Source organism: Mycobacterium sp. NGS11, from assembly GCF_059813315.1.
In genome coordinates this window covers 281,650-305,642 of sequence record NZ_JCALEJ010000003.1, presented here as the reverse complement: position 1 = coordinate 305,642, position 23,993 = coordinate 281,650, and the positions used below count along the sequence as shown (strand labels likewise).

27 protein-coding genes are annotated in these 23,993 nt (G+C 65.9%); 12 read left to right on the top strand and 15 right to left on the bottom strand.

Annotated features, from left to right (window positions below; translation table 11 throughout):
* Positions 1-4 precede the first annotated feature (4 nt).
* Genes AC5Y4T_RS06445 through AC5Y4T_RS06435 form a run of 3 tightly spaced genes read left to right on the top strand, consistent with a single transcriptional unit; the run spans position 5 to position 2,410 of the window.
* Entirely contained in the window at positions 5-1,111 is a 1,107-nt protein-coding gene (locus tag AC5Y4T_RS06445) for an amidohydrolase family protein (RefSeq protein ID WP_499949486.1), read from the top strand.
* A gap of 31 nt (positions 1,112-1,142) precedes the next feature.
* Positions 1,143-1,976: a lysophospholipid acyltransferase family protein gene (locus AC5Y4T_RS06440; RefSeq protein WP_499916513.1), complete on the top strand. Its 834-nt coding sequence runs from the start codon at positions 1,143-1,145 to the stop codon at positions 1,974-1,976.
* A complete protein-coding gene (locus tag AC5Y4T_RS06435; RefSeq protein ID WP_499916511.1) occupies positions 1,976-2,410 on the top strand; it encodes an SRPBCC family protein in 435 nt (144 codons plus the stop codon). The genes AC5Y4T_RS06440 and AC5Y4T_RS06435 overlap by 1 nt, the downstream gene beginning before the upstream one ends.
* A gap of 15 nt (positions 2,411-2,425) precedes the next feature.
* Here the strand turns inward: AC5Y4T_RS06435 and AC5Y4T_RS06430 are convergent, their stop codons facing one another.
* From AC5Y4T_RS06430 to ag85B, 8 genes are all read right to left on the bottom strand, one after another.
* Positions 2,426-2,869 (bottom strand): nuclear transport factor 2 family protein, encoded by a 444-nt coding sequence (locus tag AC5Y4T_RS06430; RefSeq protein WP_499916791.1) that lies wholly within the window; start codon positions 2,867-2,869, stop codon positions 2,426-2,428.
* A gap of 109 nt (positions 2,870-2,978) precedes the next feature.
* Positions 2,979-4,301 (bottom strand): cytochrome P450, encoded by a 1,323-nt coding sequence (locus AC5Y4T_RS06425; RefSeq protein ID WP_499916509.1) that lies wholly within the window; start codon positions 4,299-4,301, stop codon positions 2,979-2,981.
* Between the two features lie 55 nt (positions 4,302-4,356).
* Positions 4,357-4,779: a lipoprotein LpqH gene (locus AC5Y4T_RS06420; RefSeq protein ID WP_499952465.1), complete on the bottom strand. Its 423-nt coding sequence runs from the start codon at positions 4,777-4,779 to the stop codon at positions 4,357-4,359.
* Between the two features lie 12 nt (positions 4,780-4,791).
* Positions 4,792-5,625: an SDR family oxidoreductase gene (locus AC5Y4T_RS06415; protein ID WP_499916505.1), complete on the bottom strand. Its 834-nt coding sequence runs from the start codon at positions 5,623-5,625 to the stop codon at positions 4,792-4,794.
* Positions 5,626-5,630: 5 nt separating this feature from the next.
* Entirely contained in the window at positions 5,631-6,104 is a 474-nt protein-coding gene (locus tag AC5Y4T_RS06410; RefSeq protein WP_499952492.1) for an SRPBCC family protein, read from the bottom strand.
* Positions 6,105-6,139: 35 nt separating this feature from the next.
* Positions 6,140-6,550 carry a resuscitation-promoting factor RpfC gene (rpfC, locus tag AC5Y4T_RS06405; RefSeq protein ID WP_499952464.1) on the bottom strand — a complete coding sequence of 137 codons (411 nt, stop codon included), beginning with the start codon at positions 6,548-6,550 and terminating at the stop codon, positions 6,140-6,142.
* 132 nt (positions 6,551-6,682) lie between these two features.
* Complete coding sequence (locus tag AC5Y4T_RS06400; RefSeq protein WP_499916503.1) at positions 6,683-7,255, bottom strand: chorismate mutase; 573 nt, start codon at positions 7,253-7,255, stop codon at positions 6,683-6,685.
* Between the two features lie 158 nt (positions 7,256-7,413).
* The gene (ag85B, locus tag AC5Y4T_RS06395) at positions 7,414-8,406 is read right to left on the bottom strand and encodes a diacylglycerol acyltransferase/mycolyltransferase Ag85B (protein ID WP_499916501.1); all 993 of its coding nucleotides are present in this window, start codon (positions 8,404-8,406) and stop codon (positions 7,414-7,416) included.
* Positions 8,407-9,061: 655 nt separating this feature from the next.
* On the opposite strand from ag85B, the gene AC5Y4T_RS06390 reads away from it, so the two are divergent.
* A complete protein-coding gene (locus tag AC5Y4T_RS06390; protein WP_499952463.1) occupies positions 9,062-10,204 on the top strand; it encodes a DUF7159 family protein in 1,143 nt (380 codons plus the stop codon).
* Between the two features lie 28 nt (positions 10,205-10,232).
* Here the strand turns inward: AC5Y4T_RS06390 and AC5Y4T_RS06385 are convergent, their stop codons facing one another.
* The 3 genes from AC5Y4T_RS06385 to AC5Y4T_RS06375 are packed head-to-tail and all read right to left on the bottom strand — an operon-like array spanning position 10,233 to position 13,136.
* Positions 10,233-10,772, bottom strand: a complete 540-nt coding sequence (locus AC5Y4T_RS06385; protein ID WP_499952491.1) for a YceI family protein — start codon at positions 10,770-10,772, stop codon at positions 10,233-10,235.
* Positions 10,773-10,799: 27 nt separating this feature from the next.
* Complete coding sequence (locus AC5Y4T_RS06380; RefSeq protein ID WP_499916495.1) at positions 10,800-11,813, bottom strand: alcohol dehydrogenase; 1,014 nt, start codon at positions 11,811-11,813, stop codon at positions 10,800-10,802.
* 12 nt (positions 11,814-11,825) lie between these two features.
* Positions 11,826-13,136 carry a cytochrome P450 gene (locus AC5Y4T_RS06375; RefSeq protein ID WP_499952462.1) on the bottom strand — a complete coding sequence of 437 codons (1,311 nt, stop codon included), beginning with the start codon at positions 13,134-13,136 and terminating at the stop codon, positions 11,826-11,828.
* Between the two features lie 248 nt (positions 13,137-13,384).
* On the opposite strand from AC5Y4T_RS06375, the gene AC5Y4T_RS06370 reads away from it, so the two are divergent.
* The 3 genes from AC5Y4T_RS06370 (at position 13,385) to AC5Y4T_RS06360 (ending at position 14,385) form a co-directional block, all read left to right on the top strand.
* A complete protein-coding gene (locus tag AC5Y4T_RS06370; protein WP_499916491.1) occupies positions 13,385-13,783 on the top strand; it encodes a hypothetical protein in 399 nt (132 codons plus the stop codon).
* A 12-nt stretch (positions 13,784-13,795) separates the two neighbouring features.
* Positions 13,796-14,086 carry a hypothetical protein gene (locus tag AC5Y4T_RS06365; protein ID WP_499916489.1) on the top strand — a complete coding sequence of 97 codons (291 nt, stop codon included), beginning with the start codon at positions 13,796-13,798 and terminating at the stop codon, positions 14,084-14,086.
* 77 nt (positions 14,087-14,163) lie between these two features.
* Entirely contained in the window at positions 14,164-14,385 is a 222-nt protein-coding gene (locus tag AC5Y4T_RS06360; protein ID WP_499916487.1) for an Rv1893 family protein, read from the top strand.
* 16 nt (positions 14,386-14,401) lie between these two features.
* Here AC5Y4T_RS06360 and AC5Y4T_RS06355 read toward each other — a convergent pair whose 3' ends face one another.
* Both AC5Y4T_RS06355 and AC5Y4T_RS06350 read right to left on the bottom strand, forming a co-directional pair.
* On the bottom strand, positions 14,402-15,532 hold the full coding sequence (locus tag AC5Y4T_RS06355; protein ID WP_499952461.1) for a nitronate monooxygenase: 1,131 nt from the start codon (positions 15,530-15,532) through the stop codon (positions 14,402-14,404).
* 112 nt (positions 15,533-15,644) lie between these two features.
* On the bottom strand, positions 15,645-16,109 hold the full coding sequence (locus tag AC5Y4T_RS06350; protein ID WP_499949490.1) for a hypothetical protein: 465 nt from the start codon (positions 16,107-16,109) through the stop codon (positions 15,645-15,647).
* 243 nt (positions 16,110-16,352) lie between these two features.
* On the opposite strand from AC5Y4T_RS06350, the gene AC5Y4T_RS06345 reads away from it, so the two are divergent.
* The 3 genes from AC5Y4T_RS06345 to AC5Y4T_RS06335 all read left to right on the top strand — a co-directional run bounded on the left by AC5Y4T_RS06345 (position 16,353) and on the right by AC5Y4T_RS06335 (position 20,803).
* Positions 16,353-17,714 (top strand): HNH endonuclease signature motif containing protein, encoded by a 1,362-nt coding sequence (locus AC5Y4T_RS06345; RefSeq protein WP_499952460.1) that lies wholly within the window; start codon positions 16,353-16,355, stop codon positions 17,712-17,714.
* A gap of 103 nt (positions 17,715-17,817) precedes the next feature.
* Entirely contained in the window at positions 17,818-19,767 is a 1,950-nt protein-coding gene (locus AC5Y4T_RS06340; RefSeq protein ID WP_499952459.1) for a flavin-containing monooxygenase, read from the top strand.
* A gap of 10 nt (positions 19,768-19,777) precedes the next feature.
* Positions 19,778-20,803 carry an alcohol dehydrogenase catalytic domain-containing protein gene (locus tag AC5Y4T_RS06335; RefSeq protein ID WP_499952458.1) on the top strand — a complete coding sequence of 342 codons (1,026 nt, stop codon included), beginning with the start codon at positions 19,778-19,780 and terminating at the stop codon, positions 20,801-20,803.
* A 4-nt stretch (positions 20,804-20,807) separates the two neighbouring features.
* Here AC5Y4T_RS06335 and AC5Y4T_RS06330 read toward each other — a convergent pair whose 3' ends face one another.
* Both AC5Y4T_RS06330 and dtd read right to left on the bottom strand, forming a co-directional pair.
* Positions 20,808-21,719, bottom strand: a complete 912-nt coding sequence (locus AC5Y4T_RS06330) for a class I SAM-dependent methyltransferase (protein ID WP_499952457.1) — start codon at positions 21,717-21,719, stop codon at positions 20,808-20,810.
* A gap of 63 nt (positions 21,720-21,782) precedes the next feature.
* Entirely contained in the window at positions 21,783-22,214 is a 432-nt protein-coding gene (gene dtd / locus AC5Y4T_RS06325; RefSeq protein WP_499916473.1) for a D-aminoacyl-tRNA deacylase, read from the bottom strand.
* Between the two features lie 51 nt (positions 22,215-22,265).
* Between dtd and AC5Y4T_RS06320 the strand changes: the two genes are divergently transcribed.
* Entirely contained in the window at positions 22,266-22,571 is a 306-nt protein-coding gene (locus tag AC5Y4T_RS06320; protein WP_499952456.1) for an MTH1187 family thiamine-binding protein, read from the top strand.
* A gap of 103 nt (positions 22,572-22,674) precedes the next feature.
* Positions 22,675-23,961, top strand: coding sequence for a competence/damage-inducible protein A (locus tag AC5Y4T_RS06315; protein ID WP_499952455.1), 1,287 nt, complete (start codon positions 22,675-22,677; stop codon positions 23,959-23,961).
* Positions 23,962-23,993 lie beyond the last annotated feature (32 nt).

Here is a 23,993-nt window from a genome sequence, read left to right as displayed (position 1 = left end):
GGTTATGGTCTCCGACACTCTGACCCGACACATCGACGAAGTTGCGCTGATCGACCAGCATGTCCACGGCTGCTGGCTGACGCTGGGAGACCGGTCTCGATTCGAGAACGCGCTCAACGAGGCCGACACCGAGCCCATCAGGTATCCGGGTTTCGACTCACAGCTCGGGTTCGCGGTGCGGGCTCATTGCGCCCCGGTTCTGGGGCTGCCCAAACACAGTGATCCGCACACCTATTGGGAGCGCCGGAGCCAATTCAGCGAGGACGGACTGGCCCGCCTGTTCTTACCGGTCGCCGGGGTGAGCGACTGGCTGGTGGACACCGGAATCGGCAGCGACGAGGTCGCCGGGGTGGCCAGCATGGCCGAGCTGTCCGGCAACCACGCGCACGAGATCGTTCGCCTCGAAGAGGTAGCCGAGCAGGCCGCGCAATCGCCGGGTGACTATGCGGCGGCCTTCGAGGAGATCCTGCGCCGGCGTGCGGACGGCGCGGTCGGGACCAAATCGATCCTGGCCTACCGCGGCGGATTCGGCGGCGATCTCAGTGAGCCATCGGCGACGGAGGTCGCCGATGCGGCCAGCCGGTGGCGCGATCGCGGCGGTGCTCGGTTGCGGGATCGGATCCTCTTGCGGTTCGGACTGCACCAGGCGCTGCGGCTGGGCAAGCCGCTGCAATTCCACGTCGGGTTCGGCGACCGCGATTCCGAGCTGTCCAACGCGAATCCTCTTCTCCTGGTTGACTTTCTACGACACGCGGCGGACGTCCCGATCGTGCTGCTGCACTGCTATCCCTACGAGCGTGAGGCGGGCTACCTGGCGCAGGCGTTCCACAACGTCTATCTCGACGGCGGGTTGAGCGTGAACCACCTCGGGGCGCGGTCACCCGCGTTCCTCGCGCGTCTGCTGGAGATGGCGCCGTTCTCCAAGATCCTGTATTCGTCGGACGGATTCGGTCCGCCGGAGCTGCATTTCCTCGGCGCGATCTTGTGGCGCAGGGGCATTGACCGCGTGCTGCGGGAATTTGTGGACCGCGGTGATTGGAGCGAGGCGGACGCCATGCGGGTGGTCGATCTCATCGCCCGGCAGAACGCCACGCGCATCTACCGCGTTTGACCCCCGGTTGCCCCGGGGTACACCTCCGGTCATGGCGACCGCGAAGGGCGTCTTCGGCTGGGCCCGCGACAAGGTGGTGTCGTGGGTGCCCAAAGCCGACCTCGATCAGCGGGATCCGGATTACATCCGCGACCAGCTGCCGGGTACCTGGTTGCTGGCGTCGCTGTACTTCAGGGCCGACGTGCGCAGCCTGCATCGGATCCCGGCCGAGGGCCCGGTGTTGCTGGTCGGCAACCACAGCGGCGGCAACGTGCCGCCCGACACGTTCGTCTTCACGCTCGCTTTTTGCTCCTACTTCGGCGTCGAGAGGCCCTTCTACCAGTTGGCGCACGACCTCGTCGTCTCCGCGCCACCGCTCGGCTCGCTGCGCAAATTCGGAACCGTCGCGGCCAATCCCGAAAACGCCCGCCTCGCACTGGAATCCGGGGCTGCCCTGCTGGTCTACCCCGGCGGCGACTACGAGGTCTTTCGCCCCACGTGGGAACGCCACAAGGTCGACTTCGGCGGCCGCATGGGCTACGTACGGTTGGCCCGCGAAACCGGCGTGCCGATCGTCCCCGTCGCCAGTGTGGGCGGCCAGGAAAGCGCGCTGTTCCTCAACCGGGGGCAGTGGCTGGCCAAGCTGCTGATGGCGGACAAGTTGCTCCGGCTCAAGAGCATCCCGATATCACTGGCGCTGCCTTGGGGCATCAACATCAGCGATCTGGCGGGCCACATTCCGTTGCCCACCAAGATCGTGATCGAGGTCCAGGACCCGATCGAGGTCGACGGCGACGATCAAGCGGTGCACGACAAGGTGATGGCCTCCCTGCAGGGTGGCGTCGACCGGCTGGCCGCCGAACGACGATTCCCGGTGATCGGCTGATGCGCGTCGAACGCCGCTGCATCATCAACGCCGACCGCGACGCGGTCTGGAAAATCGTCAGCGACCCGGATTGCTACCCCTCGTTCATGACGAACCTCGAGCGATGGGAGTCGTCGAACGAGATTCCCGCCGGTGTCGGCGCGCGCTACACCGTGCACTGGAAGATCGGCTCCGTGCCGGTGGGTGGCCTGATCGAGGTGGTCGAGTTCGACGAAGGCCGCGATCTCGCCTGGGTGGGCATCACCGGGGTTACGCTGCGCGGGCGGATGCGGTTGCGCGACAGAGGCGACGGCTGCACGAAGGTGACGTTCCGGCTGTCGTATCAGGCTCCCGGCGGAATACTCGGCTACATCGCCGACCGGATCGCCGTGCGTCAGGTGGGACGCACCCTGGCGGATACGTTGAAACGCCTCCGGAAATTGGCCGAGTCGTAGCCTGAACAGGGATCGTCAGACCAGGGCCGAAGCGTCGAAGACCCAGCTGACATCGCCAGCGGCCAGGCCCTCGAAGTGGTTCGGGGGAGCGAAGGCAACCAAACTGTTCATGTCCCAATAGTCTTTCCAGACAGTCACTTTGCCGTCCACGACCTTGTGGACCGTCACGAAGCGCAGCACTCCCTGTTCGCCGGTGGCGAAGGTCCACGTCTCGGAGTGCTCGTAGAGCACATCGGAGCCGTTCGACACCAGCACGCCGGTGTGGTTCTCGTAGCCGGCCAACTGCTCGAGCCCCATCTTGAGGCGTTTGACGATGTCGTCCGGACCACGGGCCGCCAACGCGGGGACCGGCATGTCGACATAGAGGCAGTCGTCGGACAGGAAGGTCTTGATCGCCTCCCAATCTCGCCGCGAAAGCGCCTGCCACAGCCCACGGACCACATCCTCGACCGCGATCATAGATACCTCTGTCATAGCGGCAAATAAACTCTGTCACAGCCCCGGTGTCAACCACTCGGGTCATGCTCGCCCGCGTACCAAAGCACGTGCTACAGCACCGCGCGACGCTTCAACCGTCCACCGCGGCCATCGAACGGGCCGGCCCCAGGTTCACCGGCAACGACGACCATCCGCGCAACACGCGGGTTTCGCGCCTGCTCCCGGCGCCCGCCGCGCGCACCTCGGGGAAGCGGTCGAAAAATGTCCGCAATCCGACTTCGCCCTCGGCCCGGGCAAGGGCCGCGCCGAGGCAGAAGTGCCGGCCGCCGGAGAAGGCGAGATGCCTTCCGGCGTTTTGCCTTTCGATGTCGAAGCGATGCGGGTCGGGGAACACGGCCGGATCCCGGTTGGCGGCGGCCAGATACACCAGCACCAGGTTGCCACGCTGTAATCGCCGACCGGCTATCTCGACGTCATTGAGCGCGATCCGCGCGGTCAGCTGCACCGGCGATTCCAGCCGCAGGATCTCCTCGACGGCGTTGGGCCACAGCTCGGGGCGCCGTCTCAGGGTGTCGAGGTGCTGGGGGGTGTCCAACAGCATGCGAATCCCGTTGCCCAGCAGATTGACCGTGGTCTCGAAACCGGCGGCCAACACCAGCCCGGCGATCGCCTGCAGCTCCTTGTCATTGAGATATGTTTCGGCAGAACCACTTTCGGAAATCTGAATCAGTTGGCTCATCAGATTGTCGCTGGGTTCCACCCGCAACTGCCGCAGATGCTCGTCGAGCCAGGAGCTGAAGCCGCAGATCCCTTCCTGCACTCGGCGGTACTGCCGCCAAGGCAATCCGATGTCCAGGCTCGGGGCGGCCAGTTCACCGAATTCAAGGACGCGCGGTCGCTCCGCCTCGGGCACGCCGAGGATGTCGCTGATGATCGAAACCGGAAGTTGCGAGCAGTACCGCTCGACGATGTCCACCACACCCGACTCGCCGGCCAGTCGATCCAGCAGCTCGGCGGCGGTCCGCTCTACGCGATCTCGCAGCGCGGCAACGGCCCTCGGGGTGAACACCGCCGACACGGTCTTGCGGTAGCGGGTGTGGTCGGGCGGCTCGACGGCCAGCAGCGACGGTGCACGCAGCGGGTGTAGCGCATCGTCGCGGGTGCGGCGTTCCAGCCATCGCAACGGCGCCGGCAGATTCGATCCGAAGATCAGCACCCGGAAGTCATCGGACCGCAGCAGTTCATGGGCGAGCGCGTGATCGGCCGTCAAATAGGCGACGCGGCCCTTCACCAGCCTGCCCTGGGCGCGGACCTGGTCGTAGTACCGCACCGGGTCGGCGGCGACCGCCGGATCGGCGATCAGTCTGGCCTGTACGTCGCCCCTGCGCGCCCCGAGCGATGCGGCGCCGCGGATGAAGCCGTGCATCGCGAACCAGTGCACTCGTTCCTTCACTGGCCCTCCCTCGCCCGGGTGTGGTTTCGCGTCTGGGCCCTTGTCACTTCTCGAATCAGCACTGCGCGACGATTTTGAAGTCGGTGGTCACCACTTTGTTGGGGTTGCCGCTGTTGATGCCATACGCGCTGCCCGTGATGGTGTAAGCGTCGTTGGCGAGGTCAGCATGCGCGTCTCCCACGCCCCCTTGCCAGAAGCTGCCGGTGAAACCGTCGACGTTGCGAATCTTCACCCACTGCGGCATCGCCCGGTAACCACTGAGCAGCACCACCGCCTCGACGCCGCCGTCGTGGTCGGGGATGTCGATGGTGCGATACATCTGATCCTGACTGCACGCCGGGGGCCGCGTCGTATGAGTCGCGCCGTCGATGGTCAGGCGGGCGGCCCGGCGAGGCGTCGTCTGCGACGAGCCGCACCCCGCGGCGCTGACGACGACAGCCGCCAGGGCCACAGCGAATGTGGGCAAACGGTTGTGCATCAGCCGACCTCCTTACTGCCGCTTCGGCACGAGGGCCGGTAGGGACTTGACGATGCTGCGTCGCACGAATTCCGGACTCAGACCCTTGAACAAGTCAATCAGGCGGATGCTCCTCGGTACATACCAGTGCAACCGCTTCTGATTGTGGTAGGCCTGCCACGCCGTCTCGGCCACGCTGGCTGCCGGCATCAACCGGAACATGCCCTTCTTGGGTGCGGTGGCCCGCAGTTGCTCAGCCGTCATCGGCGCGCCGCCGTCGTCGGAGTGGTTGGTCGTCGTCGTGAGGATGGCGGTGTCGATCAGACCGGGGAGCACGTCGGCGACGCGCACCCCGTGCCGCTGCCACTCCACGCTCAGCGCTTCGGTCAGACCCTTGACCGCGTGCTTGGTGGAAGAGTAGACGGCCAAGCGGGGCATGCCATACGTGCCCGAGGACGACGACGTCGAGAACATCAGACTGCCGGGGGTCTTCTTGAGGTACGGCAGTGACGCGTATGCGCCGGTCAATACCGCCTTGAAGTTGATGTCGACGACGCGCATCGCGGCCTCATACGGCACGTCTTCGAACCAGCCGGACTCGCCGATCCCGGCGTTGTTCCACATCATGTCCAGGCCGCCGCCGGCGTTGCCGGCGCAGAAATCGGCCAGGGCGCGGTCGAGGGCCGCCTTGTCCGTCACATCGACGGCGCGGGTCCACAGTCGGTCGCCACCGAGTTCGTCGTTCAGCGTCGCCAGGCCGGCATCGTTGCGGTCGACGGCGCCGACACGCCATCCCTTGCCGTGAAACAGCTTTGCGCCCTCGCGACCCATGCCACTGCCCGCACCGGTGATGAAGACCGATTTCACGAGCGTCAGCCCGCCTCGACCACGTCTTTGATGCGGTAGAGCGTCTTGGTCATGTCGCGGATGTTGCGGCGCTTGCGCAGAAAACCGCCGAACAGCCAGTACACGCCGAGCCACGGTGCCGGGTTGAGCCGAAACGACTCGGTGACGTCGGTCCCACTTCCGCTGGGCGCCAACCGGTAATGCCAGTTGTTGACCGCGCGGTCACCGAGGAGCACCGCAAAGCCGAATTCGCGCCCGGGTTCACAAGCGGTGACCTTGCATGTCGTCCAGTACACCGGCCCCATCTCGTTGCGCTTGACGTGACCGCGGAATTTCGCGCCGAGGGCCGGGCCGGTCGAATCACCGAGCCACTCGGCTTCGAATACTTCCGGGGAGAATTTCCCCGTGTTGCGGACGTCTGCGATCAAATCCCAGATCTTGGCCGCAGGAGCCGCCATGTGAACAGTCGCCGAACCTTCCATGGGCTGATCCAAACACAGCCCGGCGCTGGGTCATAGACCGCAGTCGCGTTTCATCAACGCGGGACGGCCGCCTGGATCAGCCCATTGATGATCTGCTTGATGCCCTGGGCGGGGTGCGAGTACCAACCGATCGGCAGGCCCGAGTTGGCGCCACACTTTGGCCAGGGCTCCACTCCCTCTTCGGCGAAAACCCGGTTGGCCACAGCGATTTGCTGCTCCCTGGATGCGGCCGCGGGGTTGCCGACGCCACCGTACTGGGCCCAGGTGCCCGGTTTGAATTGCAGTCCACCGTATTCGCCGTTGCCGGTGTTGGCGTGCCAGTTGCCACCGGATTCGCATTGCGCGATCGCGTCCCAGTTGGGGGTCGGGGCCGCGTTCGCCACACCCGTGGACGAGGTCATCGACGCTGCAACGAACCCGCCGACCATTACGGCCTTAACGAGAGGCTTGCAGAGATTTCTCATGCCCGGGATTTCGGCGCGTGTAGCCAAAGCGTTACCTATTCGAAAATGGCGCGAGATATGCCATCTATCTGCGGAAATCGCCTTTTTGACGGCCAGAATGGGACCGTTAGAAATTGGTGAGGAAAAATTAAGCTATTGCTGGCAATAGGACTGCGTCGCTGATAACAGGGCCTGTCGGTAGAGGTCGTCGAGCTGCCGACCTTGGGCGACGCCGCCTCTCGCGGCGTCGAGCTGCGCGCCACAGTCCGGCGAGTGCAGCAGGCCCCAATTGCTGAAAATCTGAGTCAGCATCGTCTGGTTCAGGGTGTCGATCGTTGATCGCGACGCCGACAGCTCCGGCGAATCACCCGGAGCGCCCGCCGGATTCAGCTTCCAATTCGCGAACCGGCTGTATTCGATGGCCTCAGTGGCATTGATCTGGTCACCGAACACCCGGACGACGTAGTCGCGGTCGACCTGTCCGGCGACGGCTTCGTCGCCCAGCTTCGTCAGCTCCTGCTGCACTCGGGCCGGGTCGTCAACGGCGCCGTGCTTGGTCCATTTGTAGGCAGCGACCGGCTCCGCAACCTGCAGCCGCTGGGCGGCGGCGTCGACCAAAGCGGTTAGCGGACTAGTGGAGTCGGCCCGAGCCGGCGCCACGAGCACCGCCAGGCCGCCGACCACGACACAGGAGACCATGGCTAACGACGGGACCCAGCGGTGCATGACGACAATTCTGGCGCGTCCGTGGCCTCGCGCCGGCCAGAGCGCCCCGACGAGATGTCTCCACAGCCATCGTTGTCGCCGAACGATCGCCCCTGGACGCACTACTGCGCCTGACGGAGTCGTCAGGCGCAGTAGTGACCGAACGTGCGAGGCGCTGCTTATCCGCCGCCGCCCTGAGTGGCGCCGAGGGCGCCCTGCAGGTCGGGCTTCATCGCGTTGAGCTGCGCTCCCCAGTACTCCCAGCTGTGGGTGCCATTGGCGTCGAAGTTGAACACCGCGTTGTGCCCGCCGGCGCCGTTGTAGGCGTCCCGGAACTTCAGGTTGCTGCTGCGCACGAAGTTCTCCAGGAATTCGGCCGGCATGTTCGCCCCACCGAGCTCGGACGGCGTGCCATTGCCGCAGTACACCCAGAGCCGGGTGTTGTTGCCGACCAGCTTCGGGATCTGGATGCTCGGGTCGTTGCGCGCCCACGCCGGGTCGCTCGACGGCCCCCACATGTCGTTGGCCTTATAGCCACCCGCGTCGCCCATCGCCAGGCCGATCAGGCTCGGCCCCATTCCCTGCGACGGGTCCAGCAGGGCAGACAGCGAGCCGGCGTAGATGAACTGCGCGGGGTGGTAGGCGGCAAGGATCATCGCCGAGGAACCGGCCATCGAGATGCCGACCGCGGCGCTTCCGTTGGGCTTCACACTCTTGTTGGACTGCAGGTACTGCGGCAGCTCGCTGGTGAGGAAGGTCTCCCATTTGTACGTCTGGCAGCCGGCCTTACCGCAGGCCTGGTTGTACCAGTCGCTGTAGAAGCTGGATTGGCCACCGACCGGCATGACGACCGACAGGCCCGACTGGTAGTACCACTCGAACGCCGGGGTGTTGATGTCCCAGCCGTTGTAGTCATCTTGAGCCCGCAGACCGTCCAGCAAGTACACCGCGGGAGATCCGCTGCCGCCGCTCTGGAACTGGACCTTGATGTTGCGGCCCATGCCGGCGGACGGCACCTGCAGGTATTCGACGGGCAGACCCGGCCGCGAAAACGCATTCGCCGTCGGGGCACCGCCGGCAAGACCGATCAGGCCCGGCAGCGTGGCTGCCGCCGCTGTGCCGACCAAAAGCCGGCGCCTCCAGGCCCGGATCTTCTCGCTCAGAACTGTCATACCTGCCCCTTGTCGCTGTGGTCAGTGTGATCGTGATCTCACAGGAATTTACCGTGTGAGTCCGTCAAATGTCGATTAGGACGCGAACGCGTCTCCTTTTGGCATCGCTTTTCGCTTCATAATTTCGCCACCCGGCACGGCAGGGCGGCGACAGGCGAGGCATACCCACTCCGCGACAACCCAATCCGTGGGGTGCGAAAAGGCCAGGCAGGACCCCCCTTGGGCGCCACGAGGGCGCGGTGCCCATCCGATTCGCCACGTAAGGCAAACCCCCAGACCGGGCCCGCAATTATTTTCTCGCCCGATAAATCGCGATTATGGCTTGCGTGGTCGAGGGACCACCGCCGAAATCGGCGCCTGGGCTAGGACGGCTCGGTCGCCGCCCCGACCGTCCGGGAGCGGCGGACCAGCCGTGGTGAGCGGCGGACCAGCCGTGGTGAGCGGCGCCGCCTCGTTCGTCTGGCGATTCCGGGGCGAGGCCTGACCGGGGCGGCCGGACTTTTGCCGACCGCGTAGGCTCTCTCGAAGCAAGCCGATGAAGACCACGCTATCCCGGGTCTGTTCCGGCCCTCACGAATCACCGCACCTGCGGCTTCATGGTGCGCGTCGGTGTGGCTGAGAACATCGGAGACGCGGGACCGATTGGGGCATAGATTTGGACACGGTTCTTGGCCTGTCAGTGACGCGATCCACCGTTGGCTGGGTCCTCGCTGAAGGACATGGCGCGGACGGCACCATCCTGGATCACCGGGAGCTGGCGGTGCACGCAGCTGCCGGCCTGCACGCCGCGGGTACCGCCGAGCAGGTAGTGGCAGAGGTGTCGCGGGTCGAATCGGCGGCGGCCGCGAGCGATCACCGCCTGCGGGTCATCGGAGTGACGTGGAACGACGAAGCATCCGCCCAGGCGGCGCTCGTGTTGGAGGCGTTGACCGACGCGGGATTCGACAACGTCGTGCCGATCCGGTTTCTGGAGGCCATCGAGACGTTGGCTCAGGCCATCGGGCCCGTCATCGGCTATGAGCAGACGGCGGTCTGCGTCCTCGACGATGGCTGGGCAACCGTCGTCATGGTCGACACGCACGACGGGGAAGCCCAGATTGCGACCAAGCAGGTGCGCGGCGGCTTCGACGGTCTGTCCCGCTGGCTGACCGGCATGTTCGACCGCAACGGCTGGCGGCCGGGGGGCGTTGTCGTGGTCGGCTCCGACGACGACATCGACGGGCTCTCCTGGCAACTCGAAAGAACTTTGCCGGTACCGGTTTTCGTGCAATCGATGGCACAGGTGACCATCGCGCGCGGAGCGGCGCTGTCCGCGGCGCGTAGCACCGAATTCACCGACGATCAGCTGGTGGAGCACCTCGGCGAACTCGTTCCAGCGCCCATTCAGAGACGCCAGTTGTCCTACGCCGGAGCCGTCACCGCGCTGGCGGCCGGTGCCATCACCTTCGTCGGGTCCGTATCGCTGGCGGTGGGGATCCACGTCGGCCCGGCCAGCGCGGCCGCACCGCCCACGCACGTGACCCATTCGCCCCCACCGCAAATCGTCGAGGCGGCGCCCGCCGTCGCGCCGCTTCCGGCGGCCCCACAGCCCAAGGTGGCTCCTGCGGCCAAGCCTCCTGCCGGGCAACCGGTTTCGGAGCCGGCTCCGGAAGATCAACCCGGGACCGATGGCGCACGACAGTTGGATGGCGGGAGCAGGCAGCCCTACTTGACCCGGGTGCTGGAGCACATACCCGGCGACACCGGCGATGCGGCGGTCGATTCAGCCCCTCACGCCGCGACCGACTCGCAGCCCTGATCCGCCGCCACCGCTCGGGCGGTGATGCTCAATCGCCTTGGGCGCGAACCGCGCAGAAGGTCAACGACACCTCGTCCGCGACCTGAACGGAACCCATCAGCAACGAGTAGGGCTTGATACCGTAGTCGGACTGGCGGACGGTGGATTCTGCCGACATTCGCCACGAGTCCTCGAGATCTTCTGTGCACAGCTCGATTACGTGGTCGCGCGACTTTCCCCGGATGTGCAGCGCGCCGGTGAGGCGGTAGCCGTCGTCGGTCTTCTCGATGGCGTCTGCGACGTAGCGAATCTGCGGGAATCGGCTGGCCGACAACGACTTCAGGGCGTTGGACCGCGCCAACGCCTTCTCGGCCCCGGACAGGCCCTTGACACCGCCGTCTCCGCGCAGCACTTCGAGTGAATCGGTCTCGACCGTAAGCTCCGCGCTGACGGGTCGCGAGCCGGCCCAGCGGACAGTGGCCCGCCAGGTTGTCATCGCGATGGTGAGACGATGGCCCATGCGAGCGGCCCTGCCGGCAACACCCGTGTGCAGCAACAATTCACCGTCAGCCGGGCCGATCGTCCACATGGCGTCTTTGTCTAAAGTCACGGGCCGTCACATAGTCAAAACGGTGCGATAGTGCGCCCGGCCCTCTTCGAGGGCCGCGTAGCCCTCCGCGGCTTGCTCCAACGGCAATTCCTCGATCCACGCCCGCACGCCGGACAGGACCGCGAATTGCATTGTGTCTTCGACTTCCTTCGCCGTCCCGGAGGGATGGCCGACGATGCTGACGCCCGGCGTGATGAGCTGAACCGGGCTGATCGGCAGCGGCTCGGGCGTGACGCCGATGGTGACCAGTTCACCCTGGGGGAGTATGCCGCCGACCGTGGCCGCCATCGCCTTCGAGTTGCCCGCGGTGGCCAGGACAACCGTCGCGCCGCCAAGATCCTTCAGCGCCTCGGCGGGGTCGTTGGCCGTGGAGTCGATGTAGTGATGGGCGCCCAATTTCCGGGCATCGTCAGCCTTACCGGTGCCGCGATTGATCGCGATCGTCTCGAATCCCATCGCCCGCGCGAATTGCACTCCGAGATGGCCCAGTCCGCCGACACCGAGAATCGCGACGCGATCGCCGGGCAGCGCCTTGGTGTGCCTCAAGGCGTTATAGGTAGTCACGCCCGCACAACCCATCGGGGCGGCTTCGGCGTCGGAGAGCTCGTCCGGGATTCGGGCCAGGGCGCTCACCGGCACGGTCGCCGACTCCGCGTAGCCGCCGGGATACTGCCAGCTCGGCACCTTGCCGTTCTCGCAGTGGATGAACAGGCCCTTACGGCATTGGTCGCAGTGGTAGCAGCATCCGCCGAACCAGCCGACCGCGACGCGGTCACCGACCGCGAAACCCTGTACGCCGTCGCCGATTTCGGCGATTCTGCCGGCGATTTCATGTCCCGGAGTCAGCGGCCACGATATCCCGGGGAACCCGCCGTTGACGAAGTGCGCGTCGGTGCCGCAGATGCCGCAGGCGGTGACCGTCAGGCGTACCTCGTCGCGCCCCGGCGGTGTGGTTTCGGCGTCGACCAGCTCCAAAGCTGCACCTGCGGATGGGACATGAACGGCTCGATGAGTGGGCATGCCCCTAGCTTGTCACCCCTGGGCCTGATGCGCGACAGGGCATTTCCCGGCCCCGTTGGTGTGGTAGTCGACCTGCCAGTGCTTGATTCCGTTGAGCCAGCCCGATCGGAGGCGTTCGGGCTTGCCGACCGATTCCAGATCGGGCATGGCATCGGCGATCGCGTTGAACATCAGGTCGATGGTCATCCGCGCCAGGTTGGCCCCGATGCAGTAGTGCGCGCCGGTGCCGCCGAACCCCACGTGGGGGTTGGGATCACGCAGGATGTTGAAGGTGAACGGGTCGTCGAACACTTCCTCATCGAAATTGGCGGAGCGGTAGACCATTACGACGCGCTGACCCTTTTTGATCTGAACGCCGGACAGCTCGTAGTCTTGCAGGGCGGTCCGCTGGAACGAAGTGACCGGGGTGGCCCAGCGGACGATCTCGTCGGCCGTCGTGACCGGTCGCTCGCGCTTGTAGAGCTCCCACTGATCGGGGAAGTCCGTGAAGGCCATCATGCCCTGGGTGATCGAGTTGCGGGTGGTCTCGTTGCCGGCCACGGCCAGCAGGATGACGAAGAAACCGAACTCGTCGTCGGAGAGCTTGTGCCCGTCGACGTCGGCCTCGACCAACTTGGTGACGATGTCTTCGCCGGGATTCTTCGCCCGGTCGGCGGCCATCTGCATGGCGTAGGTGATCAATTCGACCGAGGCGCCCATCGCGTCGTTGCGCGCGAACTCGGGATCCTGGTCGCCCACCATTTCATTCGACCAGTGAAAGAGCTTCATGCGGTCTTCCTGGGGCACTCCGAGTAAACCGGCGATGGCCTGCAACGGCAGCTCGCAGGAAACCTGCTCGACGAAGTCGCCCGCACCCGCGGCAGCCGCATTTTCGACGATCTTCCGGGCGCGCTCGTTCAGGTCGTCGCGTAGCCGCTCGACGGCGCGCGGGGTGAAACCGCGGGAGATGATCTTGCGCAGGTGGGTGTGCTGCGGGGCGTCCATGTTGAGCAGCACGAACTTGCCGGTATCGCGCTGCTCTTGCACGGTGCCCTCTTTGTAGCGGGGCAGCGCGGTGTTCTCCAGGCTGGAGAACACGTCGCTGCGCCGCGAAATCTCTTTGACGCCCTTGTGCTTGGACACCACCCAGAAGCCGCCGTCATCGAAGCCGCCCACGCCGTTCGGCTGTTCGTTCCACCAGATCGGCGCGGTCCGGCGCAGCTCTGCCAGTTCTTCCACGGGCAGTCGCTCGGCGTGGATGTCCGGGTCGGTGAAGTCGAACCCGGGGGGCAGATTGGGGACCGGCTGGGCGGTTGGCTTGGCGGTTGGCTCGACGGTTGGCATTGCCCGCTCCTCGATGACGAAGTGGTCTAGTCGTCTTTGTGCAAGGAAACCACTGCCACACCTTGGTTGTGAAGCATTGACGCAAGATCGCCGGGCGCGAATTGGAACGTGTTCTTCACCGGCGGTTCGCCGCCTAGCGGTGGGTCCACGCCCGGCGATCGCGGTCGCACGCCGAATCGGTCTTGTGGCCGACTGTCGGACCGATATGCTTTGGTGCAGGTCACCGGCGACGACAGGCGGGGTAGGACATGATTCGGGAACTGCTCAGCGCCGCTTCGATAGCGGGCATCACCATCGGCTTGGCCCCGTGCGCGGCCGCCGGTTACGACGGCGACGTACCGGGGATGAACTACCAGGCCTCGCTGGGCGCGCCATGCGACAACTACGAGCGCTTCATCTTCGGGCGCGGCACCAGCGGCCAGGCCGAGGCCTGTCATTTCCCGCCTCCGAATCAGTTCCCCGCGGCGACCACCGGATACTGGGTGATTTCCTACCCCCTCTACGGAGTCCAGCAGACCGGCGCGAAATGCCCGGGCTCGCAGGCTGCGGCGCAGACGCCGGACGGACTCCCCATGCTGTGCCTGGGAGATCAGGGGTGGCAGCCCGGATGGTTCACCGGGGCAGGATTTTTCCCGCCCAGCGGATAACTTGGTGCAGCCATGAACCGTAGTGAGCCAGGCCAACTGGTCGTGCCGCGCTGGCTGCGTTTCGTGTTGGCCTCCGATCGCGCCGGGTCGGCGTGGTACATCGGCGCCGGGTTTTTCTTCGCCCCCGTGCTCGCCGTGCTCTCACCCTGGCCCGCAGTCACCGCCGTGCTGTGGGTCGTCATCGCAGTGACCGGGCTTTGGCTTGGGCTGCTGGGCATCGCGATGGCCGTCGGGCTGGCCCGAATAATGCGCTCCGGGGCCGAGATTCCCGAAGATTACTGGCGCACGCTGGTGCATTACTGAGACGCGATGCCGACGAGAAACGGCGCCCGGCCCCGTCTAGAGTCGTAGCAACCGTCCTGCGACAAAGGAGATTCCAGATGGCCTTCAATCCCAGAGATGCAGTCGACGCGGCGAGGGACATCGCGACCAACGCCGTCGAGAAAGCGTCCGACATCGTCGAACACGCCAGCGACATCCTCCGCGGCGACGTCGCCGGCGGCGCCAGCGGCATCGTCCGGAACTCGATCGACATCGGAACGTACGCGCTGGACCGGACAAAGGAAGCGTTCACCGGCCACGACGAAGTCGACGACGTCTAGGCGCGAGCCCTTCGCGTTAAACGGAGGCGGCCTCGTTGAGCTCGTCGAGCCGGTTGGTGGCTTCCAGGTACTCCTGCACCCAGCGTTCGATGACCGTTGAGGTCTTCTCCACCTTGGTCAATTGCCCGACGACCTGACCAACCGGGTTGAACGCCACGTCGACGGACTCGTTGGGGTAGCGGTTGGTTGCCCGCACGGCCATGCCGGACACCATGTACTGCAACGGCATTCCTAGCGGCTTCGGGTTTTCGGGCGCCTCCCATGCCTCGGTCCAGTCGTTTCGCAGCATGCGCGCGGGCTTACCGGTGAACGAGCGGCTTCGCACGGTGTCGCGGCTTCCCGCCTTGACGTAGGCCTCCTGCTGAACCGGGGTGTTCGAGGACTCCTCGACCATCAGCCATTGCGACCCGGTCCAGGCACCTTGCGCGCCGAGCGCCAGCGCGGCCGCGATCTGCTCACCGCTGCCGATGCCGCCGGCGGCCAGCACCGGAACCGGCGCGACCTCCTTGACGACCTGGGGCCACAGCACGATCGAACCGACCTCGCCGCAGTGCCCACCGGCCTCGCCACCCTGGGCGATGATGATGTCGACACCCGCGTCGGCATGCTTGCGAGCCTGCGACGGCGAACCGCACAGCGCCGCCACCTTGAGTCCGGCGTCGTGAATGTGCTTGATCATTTCCGCCGGCGGGGTACCGAGGGCGTTGGCGATCATCTTGACCTTGGGGTGCTTGAGCGCGGCCTCGACCTGGGGCGTGGCCGTGGCCTCGGTCCAACCGAGCAGTTGCAGGGTGTCGCCGTCGCTGTCCTCGACCGGCACGCCGTGGTCGGCGAGGATCTTCTTGCCGAAGTCGAGGTGCTCCTGCGGCACCATCTTGCGCAGCGTGTCGGCCAGCTCGTCCGCGGACAGGTGGGAGTCCATGCCCTCGTATTTGTTCGGGATCACGATGTCGACGCCATAGGGGTGGTCGCCGATGTTCTCGTCGATCCACTTCAGCTCGATCTCCAGCTGCTCGGGCGTGAAGCCGACCGCTCCGAGCACGCCGAACCCCCCGGCCTTGCTGACCGCCACGACGACGTCGCGGCAGTGGGTGAAGGCGAAAATCGGGAACTCGATGCCGAGTTCGTCGCAGATAGGGGTGTGCATTACAACTCCTGGGAGCTCGCCGAATTGAAACGTGTTCTAGTTTAGTACGGAGCTCATTGACGTGGCCAGCGGGTCCTGATTTGGATGTGATTACTACGACCCGTCACTGCCGTCAGGCCGCGATGCTGTTCGCCACCCACAGGATGAGAAACACGAGCATGGAGGCGGCGCAGAGCAGATGGTCCCGGCAGACCGAGCGAGCCAGCCGCGTCTGCTCGGACGGACTGTCGGCGCGATGCCCGAGTCGCACCGCATCCGGGACCGTGTGCGTCAAGGCCAACATGATCGGGATGCCCGCTAGCGGGGCAGAGGTCACCAGCAGCCAGCCCGGATCGTGTCCGCGGGCCGCCTGCACCACCAGCGTGCCCAACAGGGCGAGCATCACGAGCACGATCAAACGGTTCATCGGCCGAGACGTCGTGGCCGCGCGGTGGTAGTACGCCGCGAGGGAAGCCAGCACAGCCTCGGGGAGTTCGGCCGTGGCCTTCCGGTATCGAAGAACTTGAACGTCGAAAATCAAGTCCATCCACAAGACGGCGAGGAGGAACCCGCCGCAGGCCATGAGCAACGAGGCCATGGCGCTCACCCACCTCTTGATCCATCCCAGGAAACCGCGCCGCAGCGCGGTGGCCGCTTGGACCCATTGTTCTCGGCAGCGCAAGAGGCGGCAGGCCGACGAGGGCTGGCGCGGTGGCCGGGGCTGAAATCACTTGTGCCACTTATGTCCCGGTGTTCTCATCTGGGCGGATTCTGTCGGCGGGCAAACGTAGTATTCGAACGTGCGTTCGATAAGTTGGAAAGTGATTCAGAGGCGGCGCGCGTGACTTTCGTGGACCGTGAGCAGATCCAGGGCGACGTTGATGCGTTGTGCACTGTGGCCTCCCGCTTGCGGGAGCATTCCTATGAGGCGCTGACCAACCCGGAACGCCTGGCTCTCTTGGGGAAATTCGAATGCGTGGTACGCAAACTGCAGACGCCGAGTCATCAGCTCATCAATCAGCTTGGTGAGCAAGGCGATTCAGCGGAGCTCGGCGGCAAGCTGTCCTGGGTGTTGGCCGACCGGCTGCACATCACTCGCGCCGAGGCCGGACGGCGCATCGCCGAGGCGGCGGATCTGGGTCCGCGCCGGGCGTTGACCGGGGAGCCGTTGGCTCCGGTATTGCCCGCGACCGCGGCGGCCCAGCGCGATGGGGCAATCGGTGCCGACCACGTGTCGGTGATCCGGCGGTTCTTCCACCAGTTGCCCGAGTCCGTCGACCTCGAGACTTGTGTGCATGCCGAAAAGCAGCTGGCGGTCAAGGCCACCGAATTCCGCCCCGATCAGCTCGCCAAACTCGCCCGGCGCCTGATGGATTGCCTCAACCCCGACGGCAGCTACACCGACGAAGACCGGGCCCGGATGCGGGGTGTGGTGCTCGGCAATCAGCAGGCCGACGGCATGTCGCGCCTGAGTGGATGGCTGACGCCGGAGGCACGCGCCAGCTGGGAGGCGGTGCTGGCCAAGCTGGCCGCGCCCGGCATGTGCAACCCCGACGACGACACACCCGTCGTCGACGGCACCCCCTCGGTAGATGCGATTCACCGCGACACCCGCAGCACCGGGCAGCGCAACCACGACGGCCTCAACGCCGCCCTACGCGCCGTCCTCGCCAGCGGAAACCTCGGTCAGCACAACGGCTTACCGGCCAGCATCATCGTGACCACCACCCTCGCCGAGCTCGAAGCCGCGGCCGGAAAGGGTTTGACCGGCGGTGGCACCATCCTGCCGATGTCCGACGTCATCCGGCTGGCTCGCCACGCACATCACTATCTGGCGATCTTCGACAAGGGCAAGGCGTTAGCGCTGTATCACACCAAGCGCCTCGCGTCGCCGGGGCAGCGAATTGTTCTGTACGCCAAGGACCGTGGCTGTACTCATCCCGGCTGCGACGTCTCCGGCTATAAATGCGAGATTCACCATGTCGAAGATTGGGCCAGGACGTACCGCACCGACATCGACCAACTCGCCATGGCCTGCGGGCCCCACCACCGGCTGCTCGAGAAGGGCTGGACCACCCGACAACGCGCGAACGGCGACACCCAGTGGATCCCACCCGCACACCTCGACCGCGGTCAGCCCCGTGTGAACACCTTCCACCACCCCGAAAAGCTATTGGCGGACGAGGACGACGACGGCCCGTAGAGTCGGATCCCTTGATCCGCGGCCGCGCCAGCGGGTAGCGTAGTGCTGCCAATTACGAAACGATGCGTAGCGTAATTGGCGTACAGGCCACCGAGAGGATCAGATGCGCAGCCGTTACGCCGGCGATCCCTTCACCACATCCACCGCCGAGATCGCCGCCGCGCTAGAGGATGTCAGCATCCCCACGCTGTTGCTCTCGCTTGTCCATATCACCGGCGACCCACGGTTCATCCGCGACTTCAAGCAGATGGGCATCTTCCTCAACGAGGTCCAGGGGTTCATGTCGGAGGAGGACAAGGCGCGGGCCCGCAGCGAAGCCGTGTCGGTGATCGCCGAGTACCGGGACCGCGGTTGCCCCGAACCGCAGCCGCTGAGCCCCGAACTCATCAGGGAAATGATGGATTGGGCGGCGTGCGAGCACGTTCCGGACGACTATCTGTCGCTGGTCATCGAAGAGCTGGACCTGGGCGGCGTCGACCTGCGGCGCCCCGTCGCGTTGCCGCCCGAGCGCGCCGCTGAGCTTCCGGTCCTGGTCGTCGGGTGTGGCGAATCCGGCATCCTGGCCGGCGTCCGTCTCAAGCAGGCCAACATTCCCTTCACCATCGTAGAGAAGAACGCGGGCCCCGGCGGAACTTGGTGGGAGAACACGTATCCCGGCGCACGGGTGGATGTGGCCAACCACTTCTACTGCTACAGCTTCGAACCCAACAACGACTGGACGCACTTCTTCGCCGAGCAATACGAGCTGCAGGACTATTTCACCAAGGTCATCGACAAACACGGCCTGGCTGGGCACGTGCGTTGGCGCACCGAGGTTCTCGCTGCCGAATGGAACGACGACGCCGGTACGTGGAGTGTTTCGCTGCGCTCTGCCGACGACCAAACGACCGTCGTGCAGGCCCGCGCGCTCATCACCGCGGTGGGCCAACTGAACCGTCCCAACCTTCCCGGTTTTGACGGAGCCGACACCTTCCAGGGACCGGCTTTTCACTCGGCTGCCTGGGATCATTCGGTAGACCTGAAAGGCAAGCGGGTCGCACTTGTCGGCGCGGGCGCCAGTGGTTTCCAAATCGCTCCGGCGATCGCCGATGAGGTCGAGCACCTCACGGTGTTCCAGCGGACCGCGCAGTGGATGTTTCCCAACCCGATGTATCACGACGAGGTCGCCGACGGTGTGCGCTGGGCGATGCGCCACCTTCCGTTCTATGGCAGGTGGTACCGCTTCCTGGTGCTGTGGCCCGGCTCGGACAAAGGTCTGGACGCCGCCGAAGGGGACCCCGGCTACGCCGACCAGGATCACGCCGTCAGCGACATCAATGCCGCCGCGCACCTGATGTTTTCGCAATGGATCACCAGCCAGGTCACCGAAGATGCCGACCTGTTGGCCAAGGTGATGCCCGACTATCCCGCGTGCGGCAAACGGACGCTGCAGGACAACGGCAGCTGGCTACAAACGCTGCAGCGCGACAATGTCGATTTGGTGCGCACGGCCATCGAGAAGATCACGCCGCAGGGCATCGCCACCGTTGACGGCGTGACCCATGACGTCGACGTCATCGTGTATGCCACCGGGTTTCGGCACACCGACGTGCTGTGGCCGCTGAAAGTCACCGGGCGAAACGGCACCGACCTGCACGAGATGTGGGGGAGCAGGCCGTATGCCTACCTCGGGATCACCGTCCCGGAATTCCCGAACTTCTTCATCGTCTACGGGCCGGGAACACACCTGGCCCACGGCGGCAGCCTCATCTTCCAGTCCGAACTGCAGATGCGCTATGTCGACCAGTGCCTGGCGCGACTGGCCGAAACCAACGTGCATTCCCTCGAACCCAAGCCGGAAGCCGCCACCGAGTGGCACCGGCGGACCCAGACGCAGATCAAGAAGATGGTGTGGTCACATCCGGCCGTCAAGCACTCGTATTTCAAGAATGCCGACGGGGAGATCCACACCGTGAGCCCATGGCGTCTCAACGAATACTGGTCCGCGGTGCGCGAGCCCGATTGGTCACAGTTCGTAGTGCGAACGAAAGATTCAGCGCGACAAGGGAAGTGAGCAAACCGAAATGCGGACTGTAGTCGTCGATGGGCCGCGCAACGTCCGGGTCGACACCCGCCCCGATCCGGCCCTGCCCGGACCCAATGGGGCGGTCGTCGCGGTGACCGCCGCCGGTATCTGCGGATCCGACCTGCACTTCTACGAGGCCGACTTTCCGATGCCCGACCCGATCGCGCTCGGCCACGAAGCCATCGGCACCGTCGTCGAAGCCGGGCCGGAAGTGCGCAACGTCAAAGTCGGCGACGAGGTCCTGGTGTCGTCGGTGACCGGCTGCGGCGCATGCGCCGGATGCGCGACCCGCGATCCGGTGATGTGCCACTCCGGCTTCCAGATCTTCGGCGGCGGTGTGCTCGGCGGCGCGCAGGCCGACCTGCTCGCGGTGCCCGCCGCGGATTTCCAGCTGCGCAAGATGCCCGAGGGAATCAGCACCGAGCAGGCGCTGCTGCTCACCGACAACCTGGCCACCGGCTGGGCCGCGGCGCAGCGGGCCGATATCCCATTCGGCGGCACGGTGGCCGTGATCGGCCTGGGCGCGGTTGGCCTGTGCTCACTGCGCAGCGCGCTGTTCCACGGCGCGGCAACGGTTTTCGCCGTCGACCAGGTCGATGGCCGGCTGGAGCGCGCCGCCAAATGGGGTGCGACACCCCTGAAGGCCCCGGCGCTCGAGGCCATTCTCGCCGCCACCGGTGGCCGTGGCGCGGACGCGGTCATCGACGCCGTCGCCACAAATGCCTCCCTGACCGATGCGCTCAACGCGGTACGGCCCGGCGGCACCGTCTCGGTCGTCGGTGTGCACGACATGAATCCGTTCCCGCTCAACGCACTGGGCTGCCTGATCCGCAGCACGACGATGCGATTCACCACTGCGCCGGTGCAGCGCACGTGGCCGGAATTGATTCCGCTACTGCAGTCGGGCCGCCTCGACGTCGACGGCATCTTCACCACCGCAATGCCTTTGGACGAAGCCGCCAAGGGCTACGCCACCGCGGAGTCACGATCCGGCGACGATGTGAAGATTCTGCTGAAGCCCTAGCCCGTCATCTGGTCGCCGTGATGTATTGCGACCGCATGAAACTGTCGATCTTCACATCGACATCCGGCGGCGTCATGCCGTACCCGGCTTGCAGATCGAGGGTGTTGCGCACGGGTTCGACGGCCCACGCATGGGCCGTGAGCCACTCCGCCGGATCCGACCGCGGTTCGTACGTCAGCGCCGAAAAGTCCACGTTGCCCGCCATATTGACCCCTGGGTGATTCGTCTCCAGAGCGTTGAGCTGGTCGTGGTCGAGTCGCGATCCCAACGCACCGATGGCGATCCGGCTGCCGGGTGCGCTGAGCCCGCTGATCCGGGTGAAGAGTGCGTGTTGTGCCTCGTCGGTCAGGTAGGGCAGCACCCCTTCCACCGACCAGGCGCTCGGACTCTCCACGTCGAACCCGGCCACTTCCAAGGGCCGCGACCAGTCGGTGCGCAAATCGGCGCCGACCTCGATCCGGTGGGCCTTGGGGGTAGCGCCGTGTTCTGCGAGGACCCGACCCTTGAATTCCAGGACCTTCGGAAGATCGACCTCGAAGACCCTTGTGCCATCTGGCCACGCAAGCCGATACGCCCGCGAATCCAGCCCGGCGGCCACGATCACCGCCTGCCGGATGCCCGCCGCACCCGCGGTATTGAAGAAGTCGTCGAAGAAGCGGGTCTGAACGCCGTACAGGCGGGGAAACGCCGTCTCGTCGTCGGTGGTACCCGGATTGGCAAGCACCCCCGCCAAATACGGGTCCCGCGACGCTTCGATGAACACTTTCGCGTATTCGTCCCGCACCAATGGCTGCGGGCTCACGGCATGCAGCGCACGCCATCCCGCCACCAGCAGCGCGGTATATCCGACGCTGCTGACGATGTCCCAGGTGTCGTCGTCGGAACGGAGCGACCCGAATTCGGGTGTCGTGTTCATGGTTGCCCCTCCCGGCGACTCGGAGCTGAAGCCGACCTTTCCACGGTACCCGCCGAGTTGATTTCAGAGCTCCAGCAAAACCGTGACCGGGCCGTCGTTCACCAATTCGACTTGCATGTTCGCGCCGAACACACCGGTCTGCACTTCGGCGCCGAGTTGCCGCAGCGCCTCGGCGAACTCCGCCACCAGAGGCTCGGCGACCCCGCCTGGCGCGGCCGCATTCCATGATGGGCGGCGGCCCTTGGCGGTGTCGGCGTACAACGTGAACTGACTGACGACCAGAACGGGAGCATTGACATCGGACGCGGAGCGCTCATCGGCGAGAATTCTTAGCTGCCAAAGCTTTTCGGCGATCCGTTGCGCCTTTTCGCGATCGTCGCTGTGGGTGACGCCGACAAATGCCACCAGCCCCTGGCCTTCGGGACGGATGGCGCCGACCACAGCGCCCGCGACCGAGACCGTTGCCGACGAGACCCGCTGCACCAATACCCGCATGGGCGTCGATGGTGCCAGATTGGCGCTGCCGAGGTTGGGTACGCTCGTTGGGTGTCCGTGCTCGTCGCGTTTTCCGTCACCCCGATGGGGGTGGGCGAGGGCGTCGGCGAGATTGTCGCCGAAGCGGTCCGAGTGGTTCGCGACGCCGGGCTGCCCAACAAGACGGATGCGATGTTCACCGTGATCGAGGGCGAAACCTGGGCGGAGGTGATGGCCGTGGTGCAGCGCGCGGTCGAGGCGGTGGCCGCCCGCGCGCCCAGGGTCAGCACGGTGATCAAGGCGGATTGGCGCGCCGGAACCAGCGACGCGATGACGCAGAAGGTCGCCACCGTCGAGCGCTACCTCGCCGAGAGCTAGCTCGGCAGCGCCGATCGAAACGGCTGGGCGTCGCTGAAATCGCGGCTTCAACCGGCTGGGGAGGCGGCCCGGCAAGGGTGACACTGCCAGTAGGCTCGGGGCGGTGAGCGCACGCGCAGGAATCGTTGTCACCGGAACAGAGGTCCTCACCGGACGGGTCCAGGATGCGAACGGCCCCTGGATCGCCGACCGTCTCCTGGAGCTGGGCGTCGAGTTGGCCCACATCACGATCTGCGGCGACCGGCCCGCGGACATCGAAGCGCAGCTTCGGTTCCTCGCCGATCAGGGTGTGGACCTGATCGTCACCAGCGGCGGCCTGGGTCCGACGGCCGACGACATGACCGTCGAGGTGGTGGCCCGGTTCTGCGAACGCGAGTTGGTGTTGGACGCCGAGGTCGAGGAGAAGATCGCCAACATCCTCAAGAAGTTGATGGCGCGCAACCCCGCATTCCAATCCGCTTTGGACCCCGGCACTTTCGAGTCGCTGCGGGCCGCCAATCGCAAGCAGGCCATGGTGCCGGCCGGGGCGCAGGTGCTCGACCCGGTGGGGACCGCTCCCGGCGTCGTCGTGCCGGGCAATCCGGCGGTGATCGTGTTGCCCGGTCCGCCGCGCGAGTTGCAGCCGATGTGGCATGCGGCCATCGAGACGCCCGCGGCGCAGGACGCGATCGCCGGCCGGACCGTTTACCGGCAGGAGATGCTGCGGATGTTCGGGTTGCCGGAGTCGGGGCTGGCCGAAACGCTGCGCGAGGCGGAACAGGCCGTGCCCGGCTTCGGGCAACTCGAGATCACCACCTGCCTGCGGCGCGGGGAGATCGAAATGGTCACCCGTTATGAGCCGGAGGCCGCCGACGCGTATTCGCGGCTGGTCAAGCTGCTTCGGGAGAGGCACGGGCATCAGTTGTATTCCGAGGACGGTTCGCGCGTCGACGATCTGGTCGCGCAGCTTCTGGCCGGCCACCGGATCGCGACGGCCGAGTCCTGCACCGCGGGCCTGCTCGCGGCGCGGCTGACCGACCGGCCCGGCTCGTCGGACTATGTGGCCGGGGGTGTCGTGTCCTACTCGAACGAGGCGAAGGCGGAGCTGCTCGGCGTTGACCCGGCGCTGATCGAAGAGCACGGCGCGGTGTCCGAACCGGTGGCCGAGGCGATGGCCGCGGGGGCGCTGCAGCGCTTCGGGGCCGACACTGCGGTCGCGATCACCGGGATCGCCGGCCCGGGCGGGGGGACGGAGGAAAAGCCGGTGGGCACAGTCTGTTTCAGCGTCACGGCCGACGGCCGCTCCGATACCCGCACGCTGCGGCTTCCCGGCAACCGCTCGGATATCCGGGAGCGCTCGACCACCGTGGCCATGCACCTGTTGCGCCGCCTACTAGGCAACACCGAATAGCGTCACGCTAGCGTGGCGGCGGCGGCTGGGAG

What these genes read in the sequence shown, in the direction of transcription:
- AC5Y4T_RS06445 (WP_499949486.1), top strand. Translation starts at nt 5, where the DNA reads ATGGTCTCCGACACTCTGACCCGACACATCGACGAAGTTGCGCTGATC.
- AC5Y4T_RS06440 (WP_499916513.1), top strand. Translation starts at nt 1,143, where the DNA reads ATGGCGACCGCGAAGGGCGTCTTCGGCTGGGCCCGCGACAAGGTGGTG.
- AC5Y4T_RS06435 (WP_499916511.1), top strand. Translation starts at nt 1,976, where the DNA reads ATGCGCGTCGAACGCCGCTGCATCATCAACGCCGACCGCGACGCGGTC.
- AC5Y4T_RS06430 (WP_499916791.1), bottom strand. Translation starts at nt 2,869, where the DNA reads ATGATCGCGGTCGAGGATGTGGTCCGTGGGCTGTGGCAGGCGCTTTCG.
- AC5Y4T_RS06420 (WP_499952465.1), bottom strand. Translation starts at nt 4,779, where the DNA reads ATGCACAACCGTTTGCCCACATTCGCTGTGGCCCTGGCGGCTGTCGTC.
- rpfC (WP_499952464.1), bottom strand. Translation starts at nt 6,550, where the DNA reads ATGAGAAATCTCTGCAAGCCTCTCGTTAAGGCCGTAATGGTCGGCGGG.
- AC5Y4T_RS06400 (WP_499916503.1), bottom strand. Translation starts at nt 7,255, where the DNA reads ATGCACCGCTGGGTCCCGTCGTTAGCCATGGTCTCCTGTGTCGTGGTC.
- ag85B (WP_499916501.1), bottom strand. Translation starts at nt 8,406, where the DNA reads ATGACAGTTCTGAGCGAGAAGATCCGGGCCTGGAGGCGCCGGCTTTTG.
- AC5Y4T_RS06385 (WP_499952491.1), bottom strand. Translation starts at nt 10,772, where the DNA reads ATGTGGACGATCGGCCCGGCTGACGGTGAATTGTTGCTGCACACGGGT.
- AC5Y4T_RS06380 (WP_499916495.1), bottom strand. Translation starts at nt 11,813, where the DNA reads ATGCCCACTCATCGAGCCGTTCATGTCCCATCCGCAGGTGCAGCTTTG.
- AC5Y4T_RS06375 (WP_499952462.1), bottom strand. Translation starts at nt 13,136, where the DNA reads ATGCCAACCGTCGAGCCAACCGCCAAGCCAACCGCCCAGCCGGTCCCC.
- AC5Y4T_RS06370 (WP_499916491.1), top strand. Translation starts at nt 13,385, where the DNA reads ATGATTCGGGAACTGCTCAGCGCCGCTTCGATAGCGGGCATCACCATC.
- AC5Y4T_RS06365 (WP_499916489.1), top strand. Translation starts at nt 13,796, where the DNA reads ATGAACCGTAGTGAGCCAGGCCAACTGGTCGTGCCGCGCTGGCTGCGT.
- AC5Y4T_RS06360 (WP_499916487.1), top strand. Translation starts at nt 14,164, where the DNA reads ATGGCCTTCAATCCCAGAGATGCAGTCGACGCGGCGAGGGACATCGCG.
- AC5Y4T_RS06355 (WP_499952461.1), bottom strand. Translation starts at nt 15,532, where the DNA reads ATGCACACCCCTATCTGCGACGAACTCGGCATCGAGTTCCCGATTTTC.
- AC5Y4T_RS06350 (WP_499949490.1), bottom strand. Translation starts at nt 16,109, where the DNA reads ATGGCCTCGTTGCTCATGGCCTGCGGCGGGTTCCTCCTCGCCGTCTTG.
- AC5Y4T_RS06340 (WP_499952459.1), top strand. Translation starts at nt 17,818, where the DNA reads ATGCGCAGCCGTTACGCCGGCGATCCCTTCACCACATCCACCGCCGAG.
- AC5Y4T_RS06335 (WP_499952458.1), top strand. Translation starts at nt 19,778, where the DNA reads ATGCGGACTGTAGTCGTCGATGGGCCGCGCAACGTCCGGGTCGACACC.
- AC5Y4T_RS06330 (WP_499952457.1), bottom strand. Translation starts at nt 21,719, where the DNA reads ATGAACACGACACCCGAATTCGGGTCGCTCCGTTCCGACGACGACACC.
- dtd (WP_499916473.1), bottom strand. Translation starts at nt 22,214, where the DNA reads ATGCGGGTATTGGTGCAGCGGGTCTCGTCGGCAACGGTCTCGGTCGCG.